The following is a 22,646-nucleotide window of genomic DNA, read 5'->3' as shown; positions in this document are numbered from 1 at the left end:
CGATGCCGCCCCTGCCCTTCCCCTCGCCCGAGCTCACGTCCAACCGCATCACGGCCGGAGGGCTCGACATTCATTATCTGCGCGCCGGAGCCGGGCGCCCGCTGGTGCTGCTGCACGGCTGGCCCGAGTTCTGCGGCGCTTGGGAGCCGCTGATGGCGCGGCTGGCCCCCGAGTTCGATGTCATCGCGCCCGACCTGCGCGGCTTCGGCGACACGCAGAAGCCGGATGACGGCCCCAACGATCAGGTGAGCGCCGATCTGCTCGCGGCCGATCTGCTGGCCCTGCTGGACGCCCTCGACCTGACCGGGCCGGTCGGCTTTGTGTCCCACGACGTGGGGGCCTCTGTTGCCCAGGCCATGGGACGCAACCATGCGGACCGGGTCAACGGCCTGTTCTTCTTCAATTGTCCATATCCGGGCATCGGCCGACGCTGGGCAGCCCCCGACCATATCCGCGAGATCTGGTACCACAGCTTTCATTGCCTGCCGTGGGCAGCGGCGATGGTGGGATCATCGCGGGCGGCGTGCCGGGACTATATCGCCCATTTCCTGCGTCACTGGTCGGCGGATCCCCACACGTTCGACGCCGTCCTGGAGCGTTGGGTGGACAATTTCCTTAAGCCGGGAAACCTGCAGGGGGGCTTCAACTGGTACCTGAGCATGCGTGCCGGGCGCCTGGCCCTGATGAAGGGCGAAGCACCTCCAGTGGCACCCATATCTGTGCCCACCCGCATTTTCTGGGGTGATCGCGACCCGGTGCTCAAGACCGCCTGGATGGACAAGCTGCCGGACTATTTCCTGGACCTCGACGCCGACGTCGCCGAGGGCCTCGGCCATTTCGTCCATTACGAGGACCCCGACCGGGCCGCCGCCGAGGTGCGGGCCTTCTTTCAGCACCTGCAGTCCCGTGGCGGCTGACGCCAACCGGACGCATTCCCGAGTTTGGGGGCCCGCTTGACCGGAAGGAAATAGGCCAAAGAAAGCGTGAGATCGCTTCAAAGAGTCTTTGAGCCTTTGAAGCGATCTATGCCTCTGGCACCTCCAGCATGCGCCGCAATTCGGTCTTCAGCACCTTTCCCATGGGGTTCTTGGGCAAGGCGTCGAGAATGAGCCAGCGTCGCGGGCGCTCATAGTCCGCAATCTTGTCTGTGCAGAAGCGGCCGATCTCCTCGGGATCGAGCCGCGCGCCGGGCTGTGGCACCAGGCAGGCGGCGACGTCCTCCCCCAGATGGGGATGGGAAATGGCCACCACCGCCGCTTCCAAGACCCCCGGAAAGCGATAGAGGACCTGTTCCACCGCCACCGACGCGATCTTCAGCCCGCCTCGATTGATCACGTCCTTCTTGCGGTCAGTGAAATAGAGAAAACCCTCGGCATCCAGGTGGCCCATGTCCCCGGTGAGAATGCCGCCGTCGCGAAAGGCGGCCTGCGTTGCCTCGGGATTGCGGAAATAGCCCCTGCCGACGCCCGGCCCGCGGATGAGGATTTCACCCGTGGTTCCCGCTGGCATGGGGGCCCCCGTCTCGTCCACGATGGCGATCTTGCAATGGGGCATGGCCGTGCCGATGGAACCGTGCTTGCGCCACATGTCGGCCGGTTCCAGCCGGGTGCCGGCCGGACCGCTCTCGGTCATGCCGTAGATCTGCACCTGTTCCACCCCCGGCCAGGACGACGCAATCCGGCCGATGATTTCCGCCGGCATGGCCGCGCCGCCATAGCCCACCCGGCGCAGGCTCGAAACATCGTAGGACCCCCGCGCATATTCCTCGATCATGAAATGGATCACCGACGGAACGCCATGGAGAAAGGTGGAGCGTTCGCGCGCCACCAGACGCAGACGGCCCCCGTTATCCAGGGGCTCCTCGAACACGAAGCCGCCGCCGGCCACCCAGCTGGACATGCAGCCCAGATTGAGGCCCGACGAGGTGAAGAAGGGCCAGCCCCCCTGATAAAGGTCGTCGGCGGTAAGTCCGAGGGCCGCGCTGCAACACAGGCCCGCGCCGATCATGGAGCGATGGTCGTGCATCACCGCCTTGGCGCGGGCGGTGGTGCCCGAGGTGAAAAGCAGGCAGGCGAGCCGGCTTCCGTCGCCAGGATCGGCCGGGGTTTCGCCGTCCGGCTCGCGCTCCGGCTCCGGCCAGGCCGCCTCGGCCTCGCCCCCCGCCCCATCCACCACCAGGGTGCGCATGCCCGGTGAGAGGCGGGCGACGCGGACGGCACCCGCGCCGTGGGTCACCACCGCTGCAGGCTCCACCAAAGCCAGGGCATGGGCCAGTTCTTCGTCGGCATAACGGGTGTTCAGCGGCACGACGGCAGCGCCGAGCCGCAGCGCCCCGAGCGCAGTGAGGATGCACTCCCGTCCCGCCTCATTGCCCAGCAGGACGGCGATGCGATCGTCGCGCCCGAGGCCACATCGCGCCAGGCCCCGCGCCATGGCCTCCATCCGCTGCACCAGCTGGGCATAGGTGAGCCGGTCGCGATGGCCGGCCGCCGCATGGGCCGAGAGTGCCATGCGGTTGGGTGCTTGCCGGGCGCGCCGGCGCAGCAGGTCCGGCACGGTCAGGTCCAGCACGCCGGCGGGGGCGCCGGTGCACGTCGGCGCGGGCTCAAAAGCGGTGTCAGGGGACATGGGAATGCTCGCTGGGCAGGCTGTTGCGCCGTCAGGAGGCGCGGATCGCCCCCGATTTCGCCGTGCCGCCGGGCCGCCGTCAAAACCCGCTTTGGTCTTCCGGCCGGACCAATGAGTGCATTGTTCGCCAGCGCCTTCTCCCTTTCCCTGAGGCCGGCCGGAAGAACCGGCGCGGCTCAGCCAGAAGGAAGCAGAAGCGTGAGTATCCGTGCCCACGAGGTCCGTATTGCCGCCTATGGGGCCGCCGACGCCCTCGTTCTCCAGGAGGTTGACCTGCCCGCCCCCGGCCCAGGGGAGGTTCTCGTGCGCCAGCATGCGGTGGGCATCAATTTCATCGATGTCTACCATCGCAAGGGCGTCTTCCCCATTCCCCGCCTGCCGGGGGCTGTTGGCGTGGAGGCGGCGGGCGTGGTGGAGGCTGTGGGCCCGTCCGTCGCCCGGCTCAAGGTCGGGGATCGCGTGGCCTATGCGGGTCCGCCGGTTGGCTCCTATGCCAGCGCCCGCGTGATGCCGGAAAAGGTCCTGGTGAAATTGCCGGACGCCATTTCCTTCGAGGTCGCGGCCGCCTTGATGCTGCAGGGCATGACCGCCCACATGCTGTTCACCCGGGTGCGCGCCGTTTCGGCGGGCGACACGGTGCTGGTGCATGCAGCGGCCGGCGGCCTTGGCCTTCTCCTGGTGCAATGGGCCCGGGCCTTGGGCGCGCGGGTGATCGGCACCGTCGGCGCGCCGGAAAAGGCGGATCTTGCTCTGAAGGCCGGCTGCTCAGACGTGATCTTCTACAAGACGCAAGATTTTGTCGCCGAGACCCGCCGGCTCACGGACGGGGCGGGCGTGGATGTGGTCTATGAGGGGCTGGGCGGCGACATTCTCCTGAAATCCCTGGATTGCCTCAAGCCGTTCGGGCTTGCGGTCAATCTGGGACAAGTTGGCGAGCCCTTGGGCGCCGTGGAATTGGCCCGCCTGGGCCCGCAGCGATCGCTCTCGGTGGCGGTGCCCGGCGTCTTCGCCCATCTGCGGACCCTCCCCGACCTGCAGGCCGGCGCCGATGCGCTGTTCGCCATGGTGACCTCCGGCGCCCTCACCCCCTTCATCGGCCTGCGCCTGCCTCTGGCGGATGCGGCTGAGGCCCACCGGCGCCTGGAGGCCGGCACCACCACCGGCTCGCTCGTGCTGATCCCTTGAGAGGCATCATGGATTCGTTCTTCACCGAAGAGGAAAAGGCCTTCCGGGAGGAGGTGCGCGCCTTCATCCGGGACAACTTGCCGGACGACCTCGCCCGGAAGACCCGCGCCGGCCTCCACTTGTCCCGCGCCGACATGGCGCGGTGGAATGCCATCCTGGACGCACGGGGATGGGCCGCACACCATTGGCCGCAGGCGTATGGTGGGCCGGGATGGTCACCCATCCAGCGCTACCTGTTCGAGGCCGAATGCGCCGACGCCGATGCCCCGCCCCTGAGCGTGTTTGGCATCTATCTTGTGGGTCCCACCCTCTACACCTTTGGCTCGGAGGCACAGAAGGCCGCCTACCTTCCCGGCATCCGCGCCGGCACCGCCTTCTGGTGCCAGGGCTACAGCGAGCCCAATGCGGGCTCGGACCTCGCCAGCCTGAAAACCACCGCCCGCAAGGTGGATGGCGGCTATGTCATCGACGGCGCGAAGGCCTGGACGACCGAAGGGCACTTTGCCGACTACATGATCTGCCTCGCACGCACCAACGCGCAGGCAAAGCCCCAGGCGGGCCTGTCCCTGTTCATCGTCGACATGCGCGCCAAGGGGGTTTCGCTCCAGCCGGTGATCACGCTCGACGATGCGCATTCGGTGAACACCACGTTCCTCGATGGCGTTTTCGTGCCGGACGACGCACTCATCGGCGAGGCGGACAAGGGGTGGACCTACGCCAAGTTTCTTCTCAGTCACGAGCGCACCAACAATGCGCAGGTGCACCGCTCGCGCCGGGAATTCACCCGCCTGAAGGCGTTGGCCCGCCAGATCCGCGGGCCGACGGGCGAGCAGGTGATGGCGGACCCGGTGTTTGCCCGCCGCTTCGATACCCTTGACGTGGAATTGCGGGCGCTGGAGGCCACCGTCCTGCGGGTGCTCGCCGATCAGACGAACGGGCGCGAGCCGGGACCGGAGGCTTCGATCCTCAAGGTGATCGGCTCCGAACTGCAGCAGCGCATCAGCGCGTTGGCCATGGACGTGCTGGGAGAGGATGGCATCCGGCGGCACCACGGCGAGATGGGGCCCATCGCTGAAGACGCGCCGGGATGGGCGGAGCGCCATCTCTTCCGCCGCGTGGTGACGATCTATGCCGGCGCCAACGAGATCCAGAAAACCATCATTGCCCGAACCGTTCTGGGGATGTGACCGCCATGCGCAAGACCCAATCAACACGCGAGGAAGAGGCCCTGCTGCGCGACAGCGCCCGCCGATTTATGGAGCAGACCCGCGCCTGGGCCCCAGACCGGAACGGCGACGACACGGCCCATTGGCAGGCGATGGCGGGTCTCGGTTGGTTTGCCCTCGCCCTGCCTGAGGCGCTGGGCGGGATCGGCGGGGATGCCGCGCAGTGCATGGTCATCCTGGAGGAGGCTGGCCGCGTTCTCGACACGACGCCGCTGTCCGCCAGCCTGCTGCTGGCGGCACCGGTGCTCGCCGCCCTGCCCGCTGAAGCCGCACAGCCGTTGGCGGACGGCCTCCAGGCGGGCAAAGTCCGCTTTGCCTATGTGCCCGACGGCACTCTGAGGCTGGACGCCGCCGGCGCGCACCTGTCCGGCCGTAGCCGCCTGGCGCTCGGCATCGACCAGGCCACGCACTGGATCGTGCCGGCGGGGACGGCCTCGCCCAATGGCGCGGCGGTGCTGCTCCTGCCAGCCTTGGACACCGCCCTGCGCGACGAGACCGAGCTGATGGATGGGCGCATGGCGGGCATCCTCCACTTTGCCGACACGCCGGTGCCCGTCACGGCCGTGGTGGCACGGGGCGATCAGGCGTTTCATCTGTCCGCCTGGCTGGCGGATGCGGCGGCGGTGGCGGCATCCGCTGAAGCGCTCGGCGCGGCCGATGCGGGGCTTTCCCTCACCGTGGACTATCTGCGCCAGCGCACGCAGTTCGGCGCGCCACTGTCCTCGTTCCAGGCGGTCCAGCACATGATGGCGGACAGCTTCTGCGAGATCGCACAAATGCGCGCGCTGCTCGACTGGGCGGTCGGTGCGCTCGACGGCGACGCCGACGAACGCCGGCAGGCGACCTCGGCCCTGAAGGCCTATTGCGGCCTCCACGGCGTGACGGCGGCGGCCCGCTGCATCCAGGCCAGTGGCGGGATCGGCGTCACGCGCGAATACCGCATCGGCCATGTCTACAAGCGCCTCCAGACCCACGCCGCCCTGTTCGGTTCAACCCATGACCATCTCGCCCGCTACGGCGCGGCAGCCTGACTTTATCCAGCCTGAAGAAAGAACACCGCCCATGAAACGGATTCCCCTGGAAGAGCGCTACGAGACCTTGAAGATCGAGCGCAAGGGCCGCCTGCTGACGCTGACCATGAACCGGCCCGACTTCCTCAACGCCGCCGACAAGGTGATGCATGAAGAATTGTCGGAGGTCTTCTACGACATCGCCAGTGACGCCGAGAGCGACGTGGTTGTTTTCACCGGGGCGGGTCGAGCCTTCTCGTCCGGGGGCGACATCAATTGGATGCAGGAGATGATCAACCACCCGCACACATTCGAGCAGACGGCGCGGGAGGCCAAGCGCGTCGTTTTTTCCATGCTCGATCTGGAAAAGCCGCTGATTGCCAAGGTCAATGGTCACGCCACCGGCCTTGGCGCGACGCTGGCCCTGATGTGCGACGTGGTGTTCGCTTCCGCCGAAGCGAAGATCGGTGATCCCCATGTGGCGGTGGGCTTCGTCGCGGGCGATGGCGGCGCCGCAATCTGGCCGCAGCTGATCGGCTACGCCCGCGCCAAGGAATTCCTGATGAGCGGCGACCTGCTGACCGCGCCGCGCGCGGCCGAGATCGGCCTCATCAACCACGCCGTGCCGCCGGCCGACCTGGATGCGGCGGTGGACGCCTATGTGGGCAAGCTCCTGGCAGGCGCCACCAAGGCCATCCGCTGGTCGAAAGTGGCCACCAACATCGAGCTGAAGCGGATCGTCCATGGGGTGATGGACGCGAGCCTTGCCTATGAGGCGCTCTCCAACGTCACCGCGGACCACCAGGAAGCAGTGAACGCCTTCCGCGACAAGCGCAAGCCGAGCTTTTCCGGCATGTAGACGCGGGCGCGGCCGCAGGAGCCTGCGGCCGCGCGCCTCAATGCAGGGCCTGCGCCTTCGGCGGGTCGCCGTTGTTCAGGACACCATAGAGATTGCGGAAGATGTGGCAGTGCGCCTCCATGGCCGCGCCGGCGCGCTCGGGGTCTGCGGCGGTGATGGCGTCGACAATGGCCATGTGCTGTTCCAGCAGCAGATGGTCGCGCTGGGGCGAGAACATCTCGGTGAGCGTGTAGTCGAAGTAAGACGAATAGACCTCACGCAGCACTTCCGTAATATAGAGAGCCACCGCGCTGCCGGTGGCGCGGGTGATGGTCAGGTGAAGGCGGAAGTCCAGGTCGATCTTCCGGCGCAGCACGGGGATCGGCCGCCGCATTTCCCCAATGATGCGCCGCATGTCCGCCAGGTCCTCCGGCCGGGCGCAGGCCGCAGCCCGGCGGGCCGACCAGGCTTCCAGATAGTGCCGGAGGGCACAGACATCCATGAGATTGGCTTCGCTGCGCTGAACGATGGCCCCAAGGTCCTGCCGCATGTCCGCGAACGGCGCCTGTGAGACATGAGTGCCTGAGCGGGCACTGGCGCGCACCAGACCCTGCTCCTTGAGCGCACCCAGGGCTTCGCGGACGGACATGCGGCTCACCCCGAACAGATCGGCAAGCTGCCGCTCACTGGGCAGCTTGGCCCCATTGCCCAGGTCGGCCTGCGAGATCAGCGCGCCGATCTGGGACACGAGGCGCGCGCTCAGCTGGTCCGGCTGGGTGACGGCCAGGGCCGCGAGTAGAGCATCGCCTTCCAGCAGGTCGGCTGCGCCGGGCCTCAGGATGCCACCCTCATGGACGGTGGCTTGCAACAGAAGGGCCGAACGCAGGTCCAGGGCGCGCCGCGCCGCAGGCACATCGTCCTGTTGCAGGGCTTCGGCCCATTGGAGCGAGGCCCGCTGCAGCGCCCGCTCGGTCTCCGCCGACGGGCTGGCCTGTGCCCGTTCGAGTCCACCCGACAAATGCCGCATGAGCCACAGGAAGACTTCGCTCTGGGTCGCCTCGGCAAGGGCGAAGCGAATCTCCGCCTCGCGCTGGGCGAAATGAACGGAGGTGGGCCGCGTCAGCAGAGCAACGAGCCTGTGCCGGGCCTCGCTCGGCCCCCGGCGCATGGCACGCACGAGCGCCCAGGATTCAAGATGACCGCAGACCTCCACAAGGTCCCGCAGGTTGGTGGCGTTCGCGCCGATCAAAAGGGCCAGGCTGCCGCCATCCCGGCATTCCGCCACGCGGGTGCCTGAGCCTTGGATGGAACTGAGGTAGCCATGGTTTTTCAACCGCTCCAGCGCGGTGCGCACGCACACGCGGCTGACCGCCACCGTCTCCGCAATCTGTCGCTCCGGTGGCAGGCGGGCGCCGGGTGGAAGCCGGCCGGAGGCCATCAGGGACAGCAGCCGCACAGCCAGGCGATCGGAGAAGGCGGACTTCGTCTGCGCTCGCAGACGGATGCGATCGGCGCCGGCGAAGCTGTCCAGATCCAGAGGGCTCGGTGTCTCGCCGCGGAGAAGCGACAGCTTCAGATCCAAAGCTGGATTGGGCATTGTTTCCCTCCCGCCGGGCTCGTATCGGCCCGCTGCGGGAAAGATTAGGCGATTAATATCCATCGGGGCAAGGCGTGTTTTGATCGGTCTACGCGGGCCATCCGCAAGATATTGCTTCACAATATCGCTGCAATGCGGTGCGCTGAGGTCAGCCGGCGCTACTGGGGGGGCAAAGCGCCGCCCGCTCGTCATGGGCCGGCGCGCTCATGTTCAGGCCGCGGAACTGCCGGATGGCGGAGAGGCTGGCGCAATCCCGACTATCCGGGCGATCTCCGCCTCGGGGCGCCCGATGGTTGAAACGATTTTTCCCGCAACGGCGCGCGCGGCCGTCGGCGCGTCGGCCTGGATCCGTGGGTGCAGTGGGGAGGGCACGGCCACCGCCACCCGCTGCTGCTTGACGAGCGGCATGCCAGGTCCGACGGCGGGCGAACGAACCCCATGCAGATGTTGCATCCGCGGTTGTGTGTCGGGGCGCGTCGGGGGCGCCCCCGGCCCCGCCCGATTGAGGCGCCGCCGGAGAACGCTTTCCCACGCGGGACAGGTCAAGTGGCGCCCGGCCCATCCAGCTTTTCGGCGAGACTCTCCTCATATTCCCCGTCCAGCAGGATGAAGGCGAGGATGCAGGGCGCGGAGGAGCGATTGCTCCACGCATGGTTGGTGCCGCATTGGACCACCACATCGCCAGCGCGGAGCAGCGTTTCGACCTTGTCCAGCACAAGATAGATCTCGCCGGACAATATGATCGCATAGTCCAGCGTCTCGGTCCGGTGCATCATCGGATGCCGCCCGGACACCGCGTGCGTGGAGGCGCTGCTGTTCCCCATCCGCGCAAACTCAGCCGCGATGTCGTCGGAGGTCAGCGTCCCCCCTTCCGGTGGGATATGATTGATGCGCAGGACGCTGCCGCGGACGCCCGGCAGTTGGCGCCGGGGCCCGAGGGTGGGTTCTTCCGGCTGGGACCCGATCACCACCGGCATTTGCGTGGTGCGCCAGATGTCGTTGGACCAGAACCCTGGACGATGTGCGGATTGGTACAGGAAGGGCGCGGGCCCATCCATCAGCACCACGGCCTCGCCGGCTTCATTGTGGCCGGTGACCACGCGGCGCACCTTCTGCGACATGGACATTCTCATTCCGCCTTGATGTTCTTGGAACGCGCGATTTTCTGCCAGACGCCGAGCGCCTCGTTCATGGTTTCGGCCGCCTGCTGTGGCGTGCCCCCGAGCGGCGTTCCGCCAAGCTCGATGAAGCGGGCTCTGATGTCCGGCGTGTTCACCGCCTCATGGATCGCCGTATTGAGGCGATTGACGATGTCCGGGGGCAGGTTTGCGGGGCCGGCAAGGCCGACAAACGAGGAGACCTCGTAATCGCCCACCACCTCGTCAACCGTGGGCACGTTCGGCAATTGCGGCAGGCGCTGGGGAGAGGTCACGGCGAGCGCCCGGAGTTTGCCCGACTTGATCTGGCTCTGCACCACCGAGAGCGTGTCGAACATCACGTCCAGCCGCCCCGCGATCAGCTCGGTGACCTGCTGGCCGCCGCCCTTGAAGGGAATGTGCGTCATTTGGATGCCGGCCTTGTCCGCGAACAGCTCCACCGCCAGGTGGAAGAGGGACCCGGACCCGGGGCTGGGATAATTGAGCTGTCCCGGATGGGACTTCGCGTATGCGATGAGGTCCTTGAGGGTGGTGATGGGCGAGGTCGCCGGAACGACGATGACCGCGGGATAGGACACCACCACCGAGATGGGCGTGAAGTCCCGAACCGGGTCGAACGGCAGGTGGGGCAGCGCTGCCGCTTGGGCCGGGAAGGCGCCGGTGACCAGAAGCAGGCGGTAGCCGTCTGGCGCGGACTTCGCCACGGCCTCGCTGGCCAGCAGGCCGCCCGCGCCGCCCTTGTTCTCGACGATGAAGGGCTGGCCCAGGGCCTCGCTGAGGCGCTGGGCCATCAGGCGCGCCACCAGATCCGCGTTTCCGCCGGCGGAAAAGCCGACCACGATGGTCACGGGGCGCGTGGGATAGGGCGCGGCGACGGCGCTGGAGCCCACAGCCCCCGACGCGACCGCGCCAAGGCAAATGGCCGCCGCCAGGAGGCGGCTGATCATGTTGAGCATTTCCTATTTCCTTTTTGTTATTCTGAGAAGCGGTAAAGCTTTTTCGGATTTTCGACCAAGATCTTCCGCATCAGATCGTCATCGCCGACCCATTCGGCGCAGGCGTCCAAGAGATCGCCGTCATTCTGCATTTCGTCATACTGGTTCACGTGGGGCCAATCGGTGCCCCAGACCACGCGATCGGGACGTGCCTCGAGCAGCCCCTCCACCAGGGGCCTCATGTCGCTCCAGGGATAGGTCTCGGCCGATGTCCGGTGGAGCGCTGACAGCTTCACCCAGCAGCGGTCCGTCCGAAGCAGTTCCAGAAGCGCCTGGTAGCCCCGGCAGCGAACGCCCTCCTCTCCCCTCACCCGCGCCACGTGATCCACCACGATCGGGTTGGGCAGTGCCAGGAGGCGCGGCGCCAGGTCCGCCAGTTCGTCCGAGCGATTGACGTGCACCGCGATGTGCCAGCCGAACGGATGGACGCGCGCTGCGATCGCCTCCAAGTGGTCGAAGCTCGCGGTGCCCTTCACCACGGTGCTCAGGCGGCTGCCGCTGAAGCCCAGCGCGTCGAGGCGCTCCAGGTCGGCGAAGGGCGTGTCCGGCCCGGTGACCGCCACGCCTCGCAGCCGGTCCGGAGCTGCCGCAAGCGCGGCTTCGGACACGCGGGTATCCGTTCCATAGGCGCTGGAATGCACGATGACGGCGCGGGCGATGCCGAGCACCTCAAGCATCCCGAACAGGTTTTCCACCGGAGCCTCGGGCGGGGTGAAAGAACGGTTCGGCGAGAGGGGAAATGTCGAGAAGTTACCGAAAATGTGCGCGTGCGCATCACAGGAGAGCGGCGGCGCCTTGAACCGTGGGACGCGTGTATCGGGGTCCGGAGGCAGGCAGGGGCGGGTCATGTTTCCTCATCTTTCTTTGTTTCCCCATGCTAAAATTTCGATTGGTTGAATCCCACCACCGTCTTCTCAGAACGGTTTTTCCAATTTGGAACAGCGCTATGGATCGCCTTACCGCCTTCAGGACCCTGGTTCTGGTCGCAGAGACGGGCAGCTTCACGGCTGCGGCGGCAAAGCTGTCCACGGTCCCCTCGGCCATCACCAAGCGGATTTCCGAATTGGAGAAGTCTCTGGGCGCCAAGCTCCTGCACCGCACCACGCACGGTGTCGTCCTGACGGATGAGGGGGCGCTTTGCCTTGAGAGGATCCAGCGGGTGCTGGATGACGTGGATGACATCGAGCAGCAACTGGCGAGCCGGCGGCAGGAGGCGTCCGGCCAGCTGCGTGTCTCGATGCCTGCCGCCATGGGGCAGATCTATGTCATTCCTCAGCTCGACCGGTTTCTATCGGCCCACAGGTCGCTCCGGTTGAGCCTGGACTATAGCGACACCCCGCCCGATCTTCTGGAGAACCGGCTGGATGTGGCCATCCGCATCGGAAAGCCGAAGGATGGTGGATGCGTCGCCCGACGCCTGGCCCGGTCTCGCCGCGTGACGTGCGCCACCCCCCACTATGTGACAAGCCACGCCCCACTCGGCGACCTGAAAGACCTGCAGGATCACTCCTGCATCGCGCTGCTGGTGGACGGCCGGATCCGGAGTTGGACGTTCGCGCACAACGGGGAGCAAATCGCCTACACCCCACGCGGCGGCCTCACCGTCAGCAGCGGGCTGGCCTTGCGGGAGGCCGCCTTGTGCGGGCTGGGGGTTGCGCAATGCAACTCGATCTTGGTGGCGCCCGAACTGCGGGCCGGAAAGCTCGAAGAGCTGCTTCCTCAGACGTCGGTCCCCAGTGAAGATTTGTATGTCATATATCCACCCAATCGCCACGCCGTCCCGCGGGCCAAAGTCTTCATCGACTTTGTAAGAGGGATTTTCAAACCGTATTTGCGAGAAAGCTCGTCAGATTAGGCAGGCCCTGTTGCTTCCGCATGGTGGCGTTTTCAAACAGTGCCGCCATCCACCAATCCGCGTGCGCCTCGATCAACCGGCCTCACGTCGACCGCGGCAAGGCGCGCCGTGTGGCGAAATACTGAGCGGGCGTGCTCCCGAGGGCCTTTTTGAACATGGTGATGAACGCGTTGACCGACTCGTAACCCAGTTCGGCCGCAACCGTCTGCACCGTCTTGCCGCTGGCCAGTTCACGAAGTGCGACCACCAGGTGGAGTTGCTGTCGCCAGCGTCCGAAGGTCAGTCCCGTCTCTCGGATCAACAGACGCGCCAAAGATCTTTCACTCATGGCGACCCGTTTCGCCCAGTCGGCCAAGGTGCTCCGGTCTGCAGGGTCGACGATTAAGGCATCGGCGATTGCGCGGATCTTTATGTTATTGGAGATGGGTAGATTAAGCCCTTCTCGCGGCATGTCCGCTAGTTCGTCCAGCAACACACGCGCAATCCTAGCGGCATGGCTGTCGGGAGGATATTCTGTTGCCTCGCGCGCGAGCCGGTCGACCATCGCCCGGATCATCGGGGAAACCGAGAGCGTGCAACTGTTCTCGGGCAGGTTTGCAGCGCCAGGTTCCACGAACAGATAATTGAGCCGCGCATTGGCCGTTGCCCGGGCGCTATGCGGCACCCCGCCGGGTATCCAGGCTCCGCAATTGGGGGGCACGATCCAGATGTCTTTGCCCACGATAGATGTGACGGCGCCGTGCAAGGCCAGGATCAACTGGCCCTTGCGATGCACATGCAAGGGGATTTCCGCCTCATGGTCGGCGAAGTCGAGGTGGTATGCGACCGCCGGTAGGGTCGTCAGGTCGGGATCGAGGACGGAGACAGCAGATCGGGGCATGGGCAGAATGCTGGCCGAATTCAGTGATTTTTTGTCAGGATACTTAATTTCCTTGCCTCGGCAAATCGCGCACAACCGGCGGCATGGACAACGTGCGCCCCCTCGCCCTCCTCTTCGGCAAAGCCGCTGCGGCCCTCTTCCAGGCCGTGGCGCGCGTTGGCCGTTCCGCCGCCATCAGGGCGGATGGGGAGGCAATGCTCTTTTCCTTGAAGAGCTTCGCTGCGGCGATGCTCGCCTATTACATCGCGCTCCGGATCGGGCTCCCCAAGCCGTTCTGGGCCATCGTTACCGTCTACATCGTCTCGCAGACCTCCGCCGGAGCCTCTCTCAGCCGTGGTGTCTATCGCTTTGCCGGGACCCTGGCGGGCGCGATCGCGACAGTCGCGATCGTTCCGAATTTCGTAAACGATCCCCTTCTGTGCAGCTTGGTCCTCGCCGCTTGGATCGGCTTGTGCATGTTCCTCTCGCTGCTGGACCGCACACCAAGAGCCTATGCATGCGTTCTTGCGGGTTACACCGCCAGCCTCATCGGTTTCCCGAGCGTGCTTGATCCGGGTGCGGTTTTCGAAACGGCGTCGGTGCGGGTTCAGGAGATTTCCATCGGGATTGTCTGCGCGGCTCTGATCCATCGCTACGTGCTGCCGAAACCCATGACAGGCCGTTTCACCGGCATGCTCTCAGCAACGCTTTTGGACGCACGTCGATTGGCCGGCGACGCGCTGAAGGCAAAGCCGGGAGAAAGCCGCCGCGACCGTTATCGACTTGCAGAGGATCTGCTCGCGCTTCAGGGGCTGGCGACGCACCTGCCCTACGATCCGGCCCCCGTGACGCCACGACGCGAGACGCTGCAGCTGATTCATGACCGGCTCGTCCGCCTTCTGCTGCTCGCGCCAGAGATTGAAGACCGGATCCATGCCCTCCGGACGGGCGATGGCACCGCGCCCGATGAACTGACCCAGCTGGTTGGCGACGCCGTTGCCTGGATCGCAGCTGTTGTGGCGGAGGAAAGAGAGGTTCCCACAGCCCATCTGATCGCGCGCGCCCGATCCGTCCAGAAGCGCCTCGGCGTTGACGCCGCGCCGCTCGGCGACAGGCTTGCCGCAAATCTGGCGGGCCACGTGGCCGAGATGATCGGCTTGCTTCACGACTGTGACCGGCTAGGCCGGAGCATCGCGGCCAACGGGCGACTGCAAGATGCAGCACCGCTTCACGGAGCAAGGCGGGCGAAGGGTTATGTCTATCACCGCGACCCCTGGATGGCGGGCCGCGCGGCGCTGGGCGCCATGGTGGGCATCCTCGCCGGCTGCGCCTTCTGGATCTGGTCGTCCTGGCCGGAAGGTGGAACCGCCGTCTCGATCCTGGGCGTCTGCTGCACCTTGTTCGGCAATTTCGATGCGCCGGTGCCATTCCTGGTCAAATATATGGTCGGCTCCCTCTATGGGGCGGCCATCAGCTTCGTCTACAGCTTCCTCATTTTCCCGCAGGTCACGGACTTCGTCGTTCTGGTGGCCGTGCTCGCGCCCGCTTTTCTGCTTGCCGGCTCGCTCCAGGCTCGCCCGCCGATGACGTTCATGGCGCTTGGCATCACCCTCACCGTTCCGATCCTGTCCGGTCTGAGCACCACTTACACCGGCGACTTCGCCGCCTCGCTCAACACCGTGATTGCGCTCTTTGCGGCGGTCGGTTTCGGGGCGGTCAGCATGTCCTTCTTCCAAACCGTTCCAGCCGCTGCGGCAGTCGGCCGGTTGCGCCGCTTGAGCCGGCGGGATGTTGCCCGGCGCGCCCTCGGCGGCGCGCCCCATGAGGCGCGCTGGATGGGCTTGATGGTCGATCGACTTGCCTTGCTGCTGCCAAGGTTGCGGCAGGCCGGAACAGCCGATGCGAATGTCCTGGACGATATGCTTCGACATCTTCGCGTTGGTCATGTGGCCGGACAGCTTCGCAAGACGATCCCCCAGATCAAAGGCGAGCCCGGCGTCAGACTTCGCGAACTTCTGTCCGCGATCGCCGCTTGTTTCAGTGTCGAAGGATCAAGGGCGCCCGTGGGCCAGATGGACCTCCAAGCTCTGATCGAGACAGGGATGAAGACGATCGACGGTAGCGCGGTGAAAAACCGCTCGCGGATCATCGACCTGCTCATCGATCTCCGGTTCGCGCTCGGCTCCGGTGGAACGCCAGACGGGAGAGAGGCACCCCATGATCGTTGATCTCAACATTGGAGGCGTCTTCATCCCTGGTCTGGTGGTGCTCGCGGTCATCGCGCTTGGTCTCAGCGTTGGTGTGATCCGCCTGTTTTCCGCGGTCGGCATTCACCGCCTGTTCGCGTATCCGCCACTGATAGAGCTCGCCACATTCGTCATGATCTACGGTCTGCTCGTGCGTTACGCACCATCGATGGGACTATTGCCGTGAAGCCTGCTCTATCCCTGCTCAGCCGTTATGCCCTGACCATCTGCGTTGTTGCCGGATCGGGCTTTTTTGCTGTGAAAGCCTGGAGCCATTATGAGCGAACGCCTTGGACCCGCGATGGGCGCGTCGGCGTGGATGTGGTGCAGACCGCACCCGAAGTATCCGGCACGATCCGTTCGGTGTCCGTCATTGACAATCAATATGTGAAACAGGGCGACGTTCTCTATGAGATCGATCCCGAGCGGCTTCGGCTGGCCGTTGCTTTGGCGGAGGCCGATGTCGAAGCCAAGCGTCAGGAGATGATCGTTCGGCAAGCAACGGCGTGGCGACACAGCCAATTGAAGAATGTCGTTTCACAGGAGGCCGCGCAGCAATCCAGTGGCGCAGCGGCGGTTGCAAGCGCCGCCTATCAGTCGGCCCTGGCAACTCTCGATCTGGCCAAACTGAACCTCGACCGCTCCACCATACGCTCGCCAGTCGATGGATTCGTCACCAATTTAAGGTTGCAGCCTGGCGACTATGCAGCGGCGGGCGTTACTAAGGTCGCGATCCTCGACGCCGCGAGCTTTTGGATTACCGGCTATTTTGAAGAGACGAAGATCCGGCATATCCGCATTGGCGATCCGGCCCGGATCAAGCTGATGGGCTTTGATGCGCCGGTGTCTGGCCATGTGGAAAGTCTCGGTCGCGGCATCGAGAACAGCAACGACACGCCCGGTCATCTTGGCCTGCCCAATGTGGCCGCCACATTTTCCTGGGTGCGTCTGGCCCAGCGCATTCCGGTTCGCATCCATATCAACCAGGTGCCTCCCGGTGTCGAACTGGCGGCGGGAATGACAGCGACGGTGGAAATCCTCGCCTCGAATGCGGAGGCAGCCACAAGCGCGGGGCCTTGAATAAGGGGGCCACCCGCCTCCTGTCCGACTTGGGTCCAGAGCTACGATGCCGCGGCGTGCGCATTGTTGGCGTGGTGCCTCGACATGCCCGAGCGGCCATCGGGCCGCAGGGGCGACCGTGCGTGTTTTAACTTCATCTGCAAAGGGTCTTCGCCGTGCTGCCACAGGTCTGGGCGTGCGCAGTTTGGTGACGGCGCCACGGTCCCGATGGAGCGCCCCCCGCTCTATGGCTCGCCGTCTTGGCGAGCCATAGGCCTCCGGCGATCCAGCAGGTACCGGCTTGGCGGCTTGCCGACCATCTTTCGGAACATGGTCACGAAGCTGCTGGCGCTTTCATAGCCGAGATCCATCGCGACGGCCTGAACCGTCTGGCCGGCACTCAGACGCCGCAAGGCGAGGACCACGTGCAGCTGCCGGCGCCAGCGGCCGAGACGAGAGATGCCTTTGGATAGCTCGACCTTCCCCCTCGTGTGGATGAGTTATGACCACGGCCCCAACCATGACCATGACGAGGACTTCGCGGCACTGGAGGCCAATCTGAAGCGCGGCGTGCCGTTCGTGATCTTGACCGATTCCGCTCCGGCCGAAGATCACGCGCACAGCCAGGAAGAAAAGAGGCGCACCGCGCTGTGGATGAAGAAGCACAAGGCCGAACTGCGGATGCGCGTTCTGGCCATGATCGTGATTGAGCCGAATGCCGCCAAGCGCCTGGCATTCAAGCCTTTCGGCGTGGCCTTCGCCAAGTTCTGGGGCTATCCGATGCGCCTCGCCGCTTCGCGGCAAGAGGGCGTCGAGATGGCCGAGGCGTTGCTGTCCGAACGCGCCGGGCCCGCGATTGCGTGACGAATTTCGGTGCCCGTTTTGCTCTAAGCCCGCGGTGCCGCGTGGGACCTCACGGGCTCGTGGTGCTGCGGTGGGACGCGGGACCGGAAGGTGGGGCGGTTGCCGTCACCGTGGGCGCGACGCACCGCGTCGCGGCCTGAATGACCCGCCCGGAACCGATATATCAGACGGCTCGCCGATAGTGCATGGCGACCGCGCCGTTCTGCAGCGGGGTTGCTGAAATCAGCGCAAGCCGTCGCGTGCCGGGCAGCCCGCTCTGATGGAGCGTCGGGCCGTGGCCGACGATCCTGGGATGGACGAGGAACATATAGTCATCGATCAGATCCAGCCGGTCCAGCGCTGTCGCGAGCCTGCCACTCCCCAGCAGCACACCGCCCGGCGTTGCGTCCTTCAGCCGTTCCACGCCCGTGCGCAGGTCGCCAGCAATGTGATGGCTGTGGGTCCAGGGGAAGTCTGTTCGCGTCGCCGACACCACATATTTCGGCTTAGCCTCCAGCTTGACCGCCCATGCCCGGATCGCGGGAGGCGCATCGAGGCGACCGCAGGCGACCGCGGGCCAGTAGTGCTCCATCATTTCGTAGGTGACGCGCCCCCACAGCATCGCCCCGGCCGCGTCCATCAGGCGGGTGAAGAAGGCATGCGTCTCCTCGTCGGCAATGCCTTCCCGATGGTCGATGCAGCCATCCAGGGTGACGTTGATGCTGAAGGTCAAGTGTCCCATGGCGCCCAGCCTAGCAGGCTTGGAGCGCGCAGACACGTGCAGGCCAGCAGGGCTGACGCACTGTTTCGACCGTCAGGACAAGTGGTTAGGAAGGGTAATTGGCGGAGACGGAGGGATTCGAACCCTCGAGACCCTTTTAGGGGTCTGCTCATTTAGCAAACGAGTGCCTTCAGCCTCTCGGCCACGTCTCCATAGCGCCTCCTATGCCCAACGCGGGCGCGATTGGCAAGGAGGGGCGGGCGCATTCCCCCGGAAATCAGGTGCCGGCGTAGGATTTTTCCTCGACGATGGTCGAGCCCACCAGCAGGTTGATCTCCTTCTTCAGCGCTGCCCGGCGGTCATTGGTCTGGTAGACGGCCCGCGCCAGGGCCACGAAGCGATCATCGAAGCGCTGGGCCACCTCCAGGAGGCGCAACTCGTCTTCGACCTCCCACAGCGTCTCGTTGACGGTGCGCAAATCCGCCGTCAGCACGTCGAGGCCTTCCAGGCGGTGGAGAACGCGCAGGGCGTCGAGCGCGGCCAGTTCGTGCCGGACGTTGGCCAGCTTGCCTGGATCGGAGATGCGCTCGGCCTTGATCTCCAGAATGGTGATCTTGTCGATCAGTTCGCCCGCCGAAATGGGGGCGAGAATTTCCAGCGTCTGGGACGACGCGCCGGACGACCCGCTCATGCCACGTCTCCATTCCCGGCAGCCCGGCGCGCCGCGCGACGGGCCCGAACCGCTTCAGCAATGCGGGCGAACACATCGTCCCAATCGCCGGGGGTCTTCTGCCGCACCAGTTCGAGGGAGGGATAGAAGAGGCTCTTCTCCCCTGCCCGCCCCCAGCGCCAGTCCGGCACGGCGCGCAGCGCCACCAGAGCAGGAACGGCGAGCGCGCCGCACAGATGGGCCATGGACGTATCCGTGGTCACCACAAGGTCCAGATTCTGCAGCAAGGCGGCGGTGTCCAGGAAGGCGCCGTCGGCATCGAAATCCTCGTCCAGCTTCAACACCTTGCCCCGGAACGGCACCTGGTCGAGTTGCTCCGAGCCGGCGCCGCGCTGGATGGCGACGAGCCGCACGCCCTCCAGGTCGGCGAGGGGCGCGAACTTGGCCAGCGGCGCCGAGCGGCCGATGTCCAGCACCCGGCGGGTGGAGCCCTGCCAGGTGATGCCCACCAGGAAATCGCCCTCCTCCCGAACGTGCCGCCACTGGCCGATGCGCTCCGCCTCCGCCTTCAGGTAAGGCGCGGCGGGCCAGGTGGCGGGATCGCGCGCGAGCAGGCGCGGCAAGCTACCGAGCGGCACCCAGCGCAGGCCCGGTTCCGTCAGGTCCAGGTCCTCCAGGTTCGCGGTCACGGCAATGCGGGGGTCCAGGGTGGAGAACAAGGCCACCAGCGGGGCGCGGGTGAGGAAGCGCACCGCAATGCCCCGATCCGCCAGCAGGGGCACCAGGCGGGCGAACTGAATGGCGTCGCCATAGCCCTGTTCCACCAGCACAACGAGGCGCTGCGGCGTTTCCTTGCCGTCCCAGCGGGTGAAGGGTAGCGGCGCATAGGTGGGCGGCAGAATGGCACCGCGGGCCTCATAGCCGATCCAGCCCTTTTCCCAGCGCCCACGGGCAAGGTCGTCCTGACCCAATTGCAGGCGCACGTCCGCCTCTTCGGGGGCGAGCCGCGCGGCCTTGTCGAGCGCAAGGCGCGCATCCTCGGCGCGGTTCAGGTCCTGCAGGATGATGGCCTTGGCCACCAGGGCCCGGGCATGGCGCGGTTCGAGGGCCAGAAGGGCGTCGATATCGGCGAGGGCGGCGGCGGGCTCGTCCAGCGCCCGCAGAACCTCGGCCCGCTCATAGAGCGCGCCCACGAAGCGCGGCGCGAGCTTGAGGGCGGCGTCCGCATGCGTCCGGGCGGCGGCGAAATCCTCCTGGTAGCGCAGCACCTGGACCAAGGGCACGCGCAGGTCGGGCCGCTCGGGAGCAGCGGCCACGGCCTGCTCGTGCGCTGCCCGCGCGCCGGGAATGTCGCCGCCGGCAAGGCGGGCCTGCCCCAGCAGCGACCAGGCGTCGGGGTCCTTGGGCGCGATCTGGATGGCCTGCTCGACGGTCGCGATGGCGTCGGCCACGGCGGTATCTCCGCCTTCCAGCAAGAGCGCGGCCTTGTTGACCAGATGCATGGCGGCCCAGGGCTGGAGGCCGATGAGCTTGTCGAGGTCGGCCAGGGCCTCGTCGCGGCGCTTCAGGCGGGCGAGGGCCACGGCACGATTCACCAGCGCCTCGACACCCAGCGGGTCGATCTCCAGCGCCTTGTCGTAGCGGGCGACCGCGTCCTTGAAGCGACCGGTGGCCGCCAGGGCGTTGCCGGCCTGGAACTGGGCTTCGCCGAGGCGTGGGGCGATGCGGATCGCCCGCTCGAAGGCGGACACGGCCTTGTCCGGCTGGCCCGCCGTCATGAGGCCGACGCCCAGCAGCAGGTGGGCGTGGGGATCATTGGGGGTCAGCGTGCTGACGGTCCGGGCGCTCTGCACGGCTTCCTTCGCCCGCCCGCTCTGCAACAGGGCCATGGCTAGCATGCGGTGGGGATCGGGCCAGGAGGGTTGAAGCCGCGCCGCCTGACGGAAGCCTTCGATGGCCGCGTCCACTTGCCCGGAACGGTGAAGGGCGGCCGCCTGGGCCAGGACGAGACGCGGATCGGGCTGCATCAGGAACAGATCTCCAGAAAAGTCTCAGGCTGCCGCGACGCCGCGCATGTGCGGGGCCGCAGCTGCCAGGTCAGGGCGGGGATGGCCGCCGCCCCTCCAATCAGGGGCGGGCGCGCTGGCCGAACAGGACGCGCTGGGCGTCCTTGTCCTTGGCGAGGTCCACCTTCTGGCGCTCCTCCGCATTGACGGCGAGGCCCCGCTGCACGGCGGGGCGGGCCAGCACGGCCTCGAGCCAGCGCTTGAGATGAGGAAATTCCTCGATCTTCTGACCCTGGCGCTCCCAGAGCTTGGCCCAGCCGACGCAGGCGATGTCGGCGATGGAATAGGCACCCGCCAGGAATTCACGGTCCGCCAGGCGGGTGTTCATCACCCCATAAAGCCGGTGCACCTCGTTGGTGTAGCGGTCGATGGCATAGGGGATCTTCTCCGGCGCATAGATGCGGAAATGGTGCGCCTGGCCGGCCATGGGGCCAAGGCCGCCCATCTGCCAGAACAGCCACTGGTCCACCTCGACGCGGCCGCGCTCATCCTGGGGATAGAAGAGCCCGGTCTTGCGGCCGAGATATTGCAGGATGGCGCCCGACTCGAACACCGAGATGGGCGCGCCATCGGGGCCCTGCGGATCGACGATGGCGGGCATCTTGTTGTTGGGAGAGATGGCGAGGAAATCCGGCTTGAACTGGTCGCCCTTGCCGATGTTGACGAGCTTCACCTCATAGGGAAGCCCGCACTCCTCGAGCATGATGGAGATCTTCCATCCGTTCGGGGTCGGCCAGTAAAAAAGCTCGATCGGCTCCTGGGCGGCAGACATGCGCATCCTCCTCTTCCAACGGCGCGGGGCCGACGAAGGCGGATAGACCTAGCCGCCCCGGTGCTGAACGGCAAGGTGGCAGCATTAGGGCCGTCCGGCACCCGCCAAAGAAGGCCCGACCCGGACACAACCCTGCGGGGGCGCACCGGGGTCCATGGACCTTGAACCCTCAAGGTCCGCCGGCGGTTGTAGGCATGCCCGGGCGGACCGTGGCATCGTGAGGGCGACGAGGAGGGGCATGCCATGGCTTTCAATTCGACCGGCCTGTTCACCATCGGCTATGAGCAGACGACTCCCACCGCATTCCAGGACACCCTCCTGCGCGCCGGCGTCGATCTGGTGGTGGATGTGCGCGCCGTGGCAGCCTCCCGCCGACCCGGATTTTCCAAGTCCGCCCTGGCGGCGGGCATCGCCACGCACGGCATTTCCTATGTTCACCTCAAGGCACTGGGGACGCCCAAGGAGGGGCGACTGGCCGCGCGCACGGGCGACCACGCGGCCCTGATGCGCATCTACGACAGCCATCTTGAAACCCCGGCCGCCCAGGCGGCCCTTCAGGAGCTGGCGGAGCTCACGCCTCGCCGGAGGCTGTGCCTGCTGTGCTATGAGCGGCATGTGGAGGGCTGTCATCGGCTGCGGCTCGCTCAATGGCTCCGCGAGCGTCTCGATCTGCCGGTGGACCATCTTGTGGCCGATCCGTTCTGAGCCGGCAGCGTTCTCCCCCTTCGCCGGGGGAGGAACTGGAGCGTCTCAGAGTTTCATGGAAACACTGAAACGCTCTATCTCTTTGTTTTCACGCATTTCCTTCACGCGAACCGGTTCCCACTTCGCTCGGAAATGCTCTAGGGCTAAAACCCAATCAAGCCCTTGATCTGGAATTCCTGTCGTGATTCAACCTTCTAACCGAAGGAGTTTGGGT

General features: G+C 66.1%; 22 protein-coding genes and 1 tRNA gene. 11 read left to right on the top strand and 12 right to left on the bottom strand.

Features of this window, described 5'->3' with window-relative positions; genetic code table 11:
* Window positions 1-2 precede the first annotated feature (2 nt).
* Entirely contained in the window at window positions 3-917 is a 915-nt protein-coding gene (locus ACT54L_RS14660; protein ID WP_476086377.1) for an alpha/beta fold hydrolase, read from the top strand.
* A gap of 106 nt (window positions 918-1,023) precedes the next feature.
* Here the strand turns inward: ACT54L_RS14660 and ACT54L_RS14655 are convergent, their stop codons facing one another.
* A complete protein-coding gene (locus tag ACT54L_RS14655) occupies window positions 1,024-2,628 on the bottom strand; it encodes a class I adenylate-forming enzyme family protein (protein ID WP_476086376.1) in 1,605 nt (534 codons plus the stop codon).
* A 198-nt stretch (window positions 2,629-2,826) separates the two neighbouring features.
* On the opposite strand from ACT54L_RS14655, the gene ACT54L_RS14650 reads away from it, so the two are divergent.
* Genes ACT54L_RS14650 through ACT54L_RS14635 form a run of 4 tightly spaced genes read left to right on the top strand, consistent with a single transcriptional unit; the run spans window position 2,827 to window position 6,908 of the window.
* Window positions 2,827-3,813, top strand: a complete 987-nt coding sequence (locus ACT54L_RS14650) for a quinone oxidoreductase family protein (protein ID WP_476086375.1) — start codon at window positions 2,827-2,829, stop codon at window positions 3,811-3,813.
* 8 nt (window positions 3,814-3,821) lie between these two features.
* Complete coding sequence (locus ACT54L_RS14645) at window positions 3,822-5,000, top strand: acyl-CoA dehydrogenase family protein (RefSeq protein WP_476086374.1); 1,179 nt, start codon at window positions 3,822-3,824, stop codon at window positions 4,998-5,000.
* A 5-nt stretch (window positions 5,001-5,005) separates the two neighbouring features.
* Window positions 5,006-6,070, top strand: a complete 1,065-nt coding sequence (locus ACT54L_RS14640; RefSeq protein WP_476086373.1) for an acyl-CoA dehydrogenase family protein — start codon at window positions 5,006-5,008, stop codon at window positions 6,068-6,070.
* A 31-nt stretch (window positions 6,071-6,101) separates the two neighbouring features.
* Entirely contained in the window at window positions 6,102-6,908 is an 807-nt protein-coding gene (locus tag ACT54L_RS14635; protein ID WP_476086372.1) for an enoyl-CoA hydratase/isomerase family protein, read from the top strand.
* A 37-nt stretch (window positions 6,909-6,945) separates the two neighbouring features.
* On the opposite strand, the gene ACT54L_RS14630 is transcribed toward ACT54L_RS14635, so the two are convergent.
* From ACT54L_RS14630 to ACT54L_RS14615, 4 genes are all read right to left on the bottom strand, one after another.
* Window positions 6,946-8,484, bottom strand: coding sequence for a FadR/GntR family transcriptional regulator (locus ACT54L_RS14630; protein ID WP_476086371.1), 1,539 nt, complete (start codon window positions 8,482-8,484; stop codon window positions 6,946-6,948).
* A 542-nt stretch (window positions 8,485-9,026) separates the two neighbouring features.
* Window positions 9,027-9,605 (bottom strand): cupin domain-containing protein, encoded by a 579-nt coding sequence (locus ACT54L_RS14625; protein ID WP_476086370.1) that lies wholly within the window; start codon window positions 9,603-9,605, stop codon window positions 9,027-9,029.
* A gap of 8 nt (window positions 9,606-9,613) precedes the next feature.
* Entirely contained in the window at window positions 9,614-10,597 is a 984-nt protein-coding gene (locus tag ACT54L_RS14620; protein WP_476086369.1) for a Bug family tripartite tricarboxylate transporter substrate binding protein, read from the bottom strand.
* A gap of 17 nt (window positions 10,598-10,614) precedes the next feature.
* Window positions 10,615-11,484, bottom strand: a complete 870-nt coding sequence (locus tag ACT54L_RS14615) for an amidohydrolase family protein (RefSeq protein ID WP_476086368.1) — start codon at window positions 11,482-11,484, stop codon at window positions 10,615-10,617.
* Between the two features lie 98 nt (window positions 11,485-11,582).
* Between ACT54L_RS14615 and ACT54L_RS14610 the strand changes: the two genes are divergently transcribed.
* Window positions 11,583-12,491 carry a LysR family transcriptional regulator gene (locus ACT54L_RS14610; RefSeq protein ID WP_476086367.1) on the top strand — a complete coding sequence of 303 codons (909 nt, stop codon included), beginning with the start codon at window positions 11,583-11,585 and terminating at the stop codon, window positions 12,489-12,491.
* 82 nt (window positions 12,492-12,573) lie between these two features.
* Here ACT54L_RS14610 and ACT54L_RS14605 read toward each other — a convergent pair whose 3' ends face one another.
* Window positions 12,574-13,371 (bottom strand): AraC family transcriptional regulator, encoded by a 798-nt coding sequence (locus ACT54L_RS14605; RefSeq protein ID WP_476086366.1) that lies wholly within the window; start codon window positions 13,369-13,371, stop codon window positions 12,574-12,576.
* Between the two features lie 83 nt (window positions 13,372-13,454).
* On the opposite strand from ACT54L_RS14605, the gene ACT54L_RS14600 reads away from it, so the two are divergent.
* The 3 genes from ACT54L_RS14600 to ACT54L_RS14590 are packed head-to-tail and all read left to right on the top strand — an operon-like array spanning window position 13,455 to window position 16,676.
* Window positions 13,455-15,578, top strand: a complete 2,124-nt coding sequence (locus tag ACT54L_RS14600) for an FUSC family protein (RefSeq protein WP_476086365.1) — start codon at window positions 13,455-13,457, stop codon at window positions 15,576-15,578.
* Window positions 15,568-15,783 (top strand): DUF1656 domain-containing protein, encoded by a 216-nt coding sequence (locus ACT54L_RS14595; RefSeq protein ID WP_476086364.1) that lies wholly within the window; start codon window positions 15,568-15,570, stop codon window positions 15,781-15,783. Before ACT54L_RS14600 ends, ACT54L_RS14595 begins: the two co-directional genes overlap by 11 nt.
* On the top strand, window positions 15,780-16,676 hold the full coding sequence (locus ACT54L_RS14590; RefSeq protein WP_476086363.1) for an efflux RND transporter periplasmic adaptor subunit: 897 nt from the start codon (window positions 15,780-15,782) through the stop codon (window positions 16,674-16,676). The genes ACT54L_RS14595 and ACT54L_RS14590 overlap by 4 nt, the downstream gene beginning before the upstream one ends.
* Window positions 16,677-16,900: 224 nt before the next feature.
* Here ACT54L_RS14590 and ACT54L_RS14585 read toward each other — a convergent pair whose 3' ends face one another.
* The gene (locus tag ACT54L_RS14585; RefSeq protein ID WP_476086686.1) at window positions 16,901-17,116 is read right to left on the bottom strand and encodes a helix-turn-helix domain-containing protein; all 216 of its coding nucleotides are present in this window, start codon (window positions 17,114-17,116) and stop codon (window positions 16,901-16,903) included.
* Here ACT54L_RS14585 and ACT54L_RS14580 point away from each other — a divergent pair.
* Window positions 17,115-17,519, top strand: coding sequence for a hypothetical protein (locus tag ACT54L_RS14580; protein ID WP_476086362.1), 405 nt, complete (start codon window positions 17,115-17,117; stop codon window positions 17,517-17,519). The genes ACT54L_RS14585 and ACT54L_RS14580 overlap by 2 nt on opposite strands.
* A 163-nt stretch (window positions 17,520-17,682) precedes the next feature.
* On the opposite strand, the gene ACT54L_RS14575 is transcribed toward ACT54L_RS14580, so the two are convergent.
* The 5 genes from ACT54L_RS14575 to ACT54L_RS14555 form a co-directional block, all read right to left on the bottom strand.
* A complete protein-coding gene (locus ACT54L_RS14575; RefSeq protein WP_476086361.1) occupies window positions 17,683-18,240 on the bottom strand; it encodes a dihydrofolate reductase family protein in 558 nt (185 codons plus the stop codon).
* 99 nt (window positions 18,241-18,339) lie between these two features.
* Window positions 18,340-18,431 (bottom strand) — tRNA-Ser (locus tag ACT54L_RS14570).
* Window positions 18,432-18,496: 65 nt separating this feature from the next.
* Window positions 18,497-18,910 carry a DUF6165 family protein gene (locus ACT54L_RS14565; RefSeq protein WP_476086360.1) on the bottom strand — a complete coding sequence of 138 codons (414 nt, stop codon included), beginning with the start codon at window positions 18,908-18,910 and terminating at the stop codon, window positions 18,497-18,499.
* The gene (locus ACT54L_RS14560; protein WP_476086359.1) at window positions 18,907-20,916 is read right to left on the bottom strand and encodes a tetratricopeptide repeat protein; all 2,010 of its coding nucleotides are present in this window, start codon (window positions 20,914-20,916) and stop codon (window positions 18,907-18,909) included. The genes ACT54L_RS14565 and ACT54L_RS14560 overlap by 4 nt, the downstream gene beginning before the upstream one ends.
* A 100-nt stretch (window positions 20,917-21,016) precedes the next feature.
* Complete coding sequence (locus ACT54L_RS14555; RefSeq protein WP_476086358.1) at window positions 21,017-21,727, bottom strand: glutathione S-transferase N-terminal domain-containing protein; 711 nt, start codon at window positions 21,725-21,727, stop codon at window positions 21,017-21,019.
* Between the two features lie 243 nt (window positions 21,728-21,970).
* Between ACT54L_RS14555 and ACT54L_RS14550 the strand changes: the two genes are divergently transcribed.
* Window positions 21,971-22,432 (top strand): DUF488 domain-containing protein, encoded by a 462-nt coding sequence (locus ACT54L_RS14550; protein WP_476086357.1) that lies wholly within the window; start codon window positions 21,971-21,973, stop codon window positions 22,430-22,432.
* Window positions 22,433-22,646: the final 214 nt, after the last annotated feature.

The organism is Aquabacter sp. DMC10 (assembly GCF_056314145.1).
This window is presented reverse-complemented; position numbering and strand designations above follow the sequence as displayed.

Coding starts and splice junctions, on each gene's coding strand:
- ACT54L_RS14660 (WP_476086377.1), top strand. CDS start 3: ATGCCGCCCCTGCCCTTCCCCTCGCCCGAGCTCACGTCCAACCGCATC.
- ACT54L_RS14655 (WP_476086376.1), bottom strand. CDS start 2,628: ATGTCCCCTGACACCGCTTTTGAGCCCGCGCCGACGTGCACCGGCGCC.
- ACT54L_RS14645 (WP_476086374.1), top strand. CDS start 3,822: ATGGATTCGTTCTTCACCGAAGAGGAAAAGGCCTTCCGGGAGGAGGTG.
- ACT54L_RS14640 (WP_476086373.1), top strand. CDS start 5,006: ATGCGCAAGACCCAATCAACACGCGAGGAAGAGGCCCTGCTGCGCGAC.
- ACT54L_RS14635 (WP_476086372.1), top strand. CDS start 6,102: ATGAAACGGATTCCCCTGGAAGAGCGCTACGAGACCTTGAAGATCGAG.
- ACT54L_RS14630 (WP_476086371.1), bottom strand. CDS start 8,484: ATGCCCAATCCAGCTTTGGATCTGAAGCTGTCGCTTCTCCGCGGCGAG.
- ACT54L_RS14625 (WP_476086370.1), bottom strand. CDS start 9,605: ATGTCGCAGAAGGTGCGCCGCGTGGTCACCGGCCACAATGAAGCCGGC.
- ACT54L_RS14620 (WP_476086369.1), bottom strand. CDS start 10,597: ATGCTCAACATGATCAGCCGCCTCCTGGCGGCGGCCATTTGCCTTGGC.
- ACT54L_RS14615 (WP_476086368.1), bottom strand. CDS start 11,484: ATGACCCGCCCCTGCCTGCCTCCGGACCCCGATACACGCGTCCCACGG.
- ACT54L_RS14610 (WP_476086367.1), top strand. CDS start 11,583: ATGGATCGCCTTACCGCCTTCAGGACCCTGGTTCTGGTCGCAGAGACG.
- ACT54L_RS14605 (WP_476086366.1), bottom strand. CDS start 13,371: ATGCCCCGATCTGCTGTCTCCGTCCTCGATCCCGACCTGACGACCCTA.
- ACT54L_RS14600 (WP_476086365.1), top strand. CDS start 13,455: ATGGACAACGTGCGCCCCCTCGCCCTCCTCTTCGGCAAAGCCGCTGCG.
- ACT54L_RS14595 (WP_476086364.1), top strand. CDS start 15,568: ATGATCGTTGATCTCAACATTGGAGGCGTCTTCATCCCTGGTCTGGTG.
- ACT54L_RS14580 (WP_476086362.1), top strand. CDS start 17,115: ATGCCTTTGGATAGCTCGACCTTCCCCCTCGTGTGGATGAGTTATGAC.
- ACT54L_RS14575 (WP_476086361.1), bottom strand. CDS start 18,240: ATGGGACACTTGACCTTCAGCATCAACGTCACCCTGGATGGCTGCATC.
- ACT54L_RS14565 (WP_476086360.1), bottom strand. CDS start 18,910: ATGAGCGGGTCGTCCGGCGCGTCGTCCCAGACGCTGGAAATTCTCGCC.
- ACT54L_RS14560 (WP_476086359.1), bottom strand. CDS start 20,916: ATGCAGCCCGATCCGCGTCTCGTCCTGGCCCAGGCGGCCGCCCTTCAC.
- ACT54L_RS14555 (WP_476086358.1), bottom strand. CDS start 21,727: ATGTCTGCCGCCCAGGAGCCGATCGAGCTTTTTTACTGGCCGACCCCG.
- ACT54L_RS14550 (WP_476086357.1), top strand. CDS start 21,971: ATGGCTTTCAATTCGACCGGCCTGTTCACCATCGGCTATGAGCAGACG.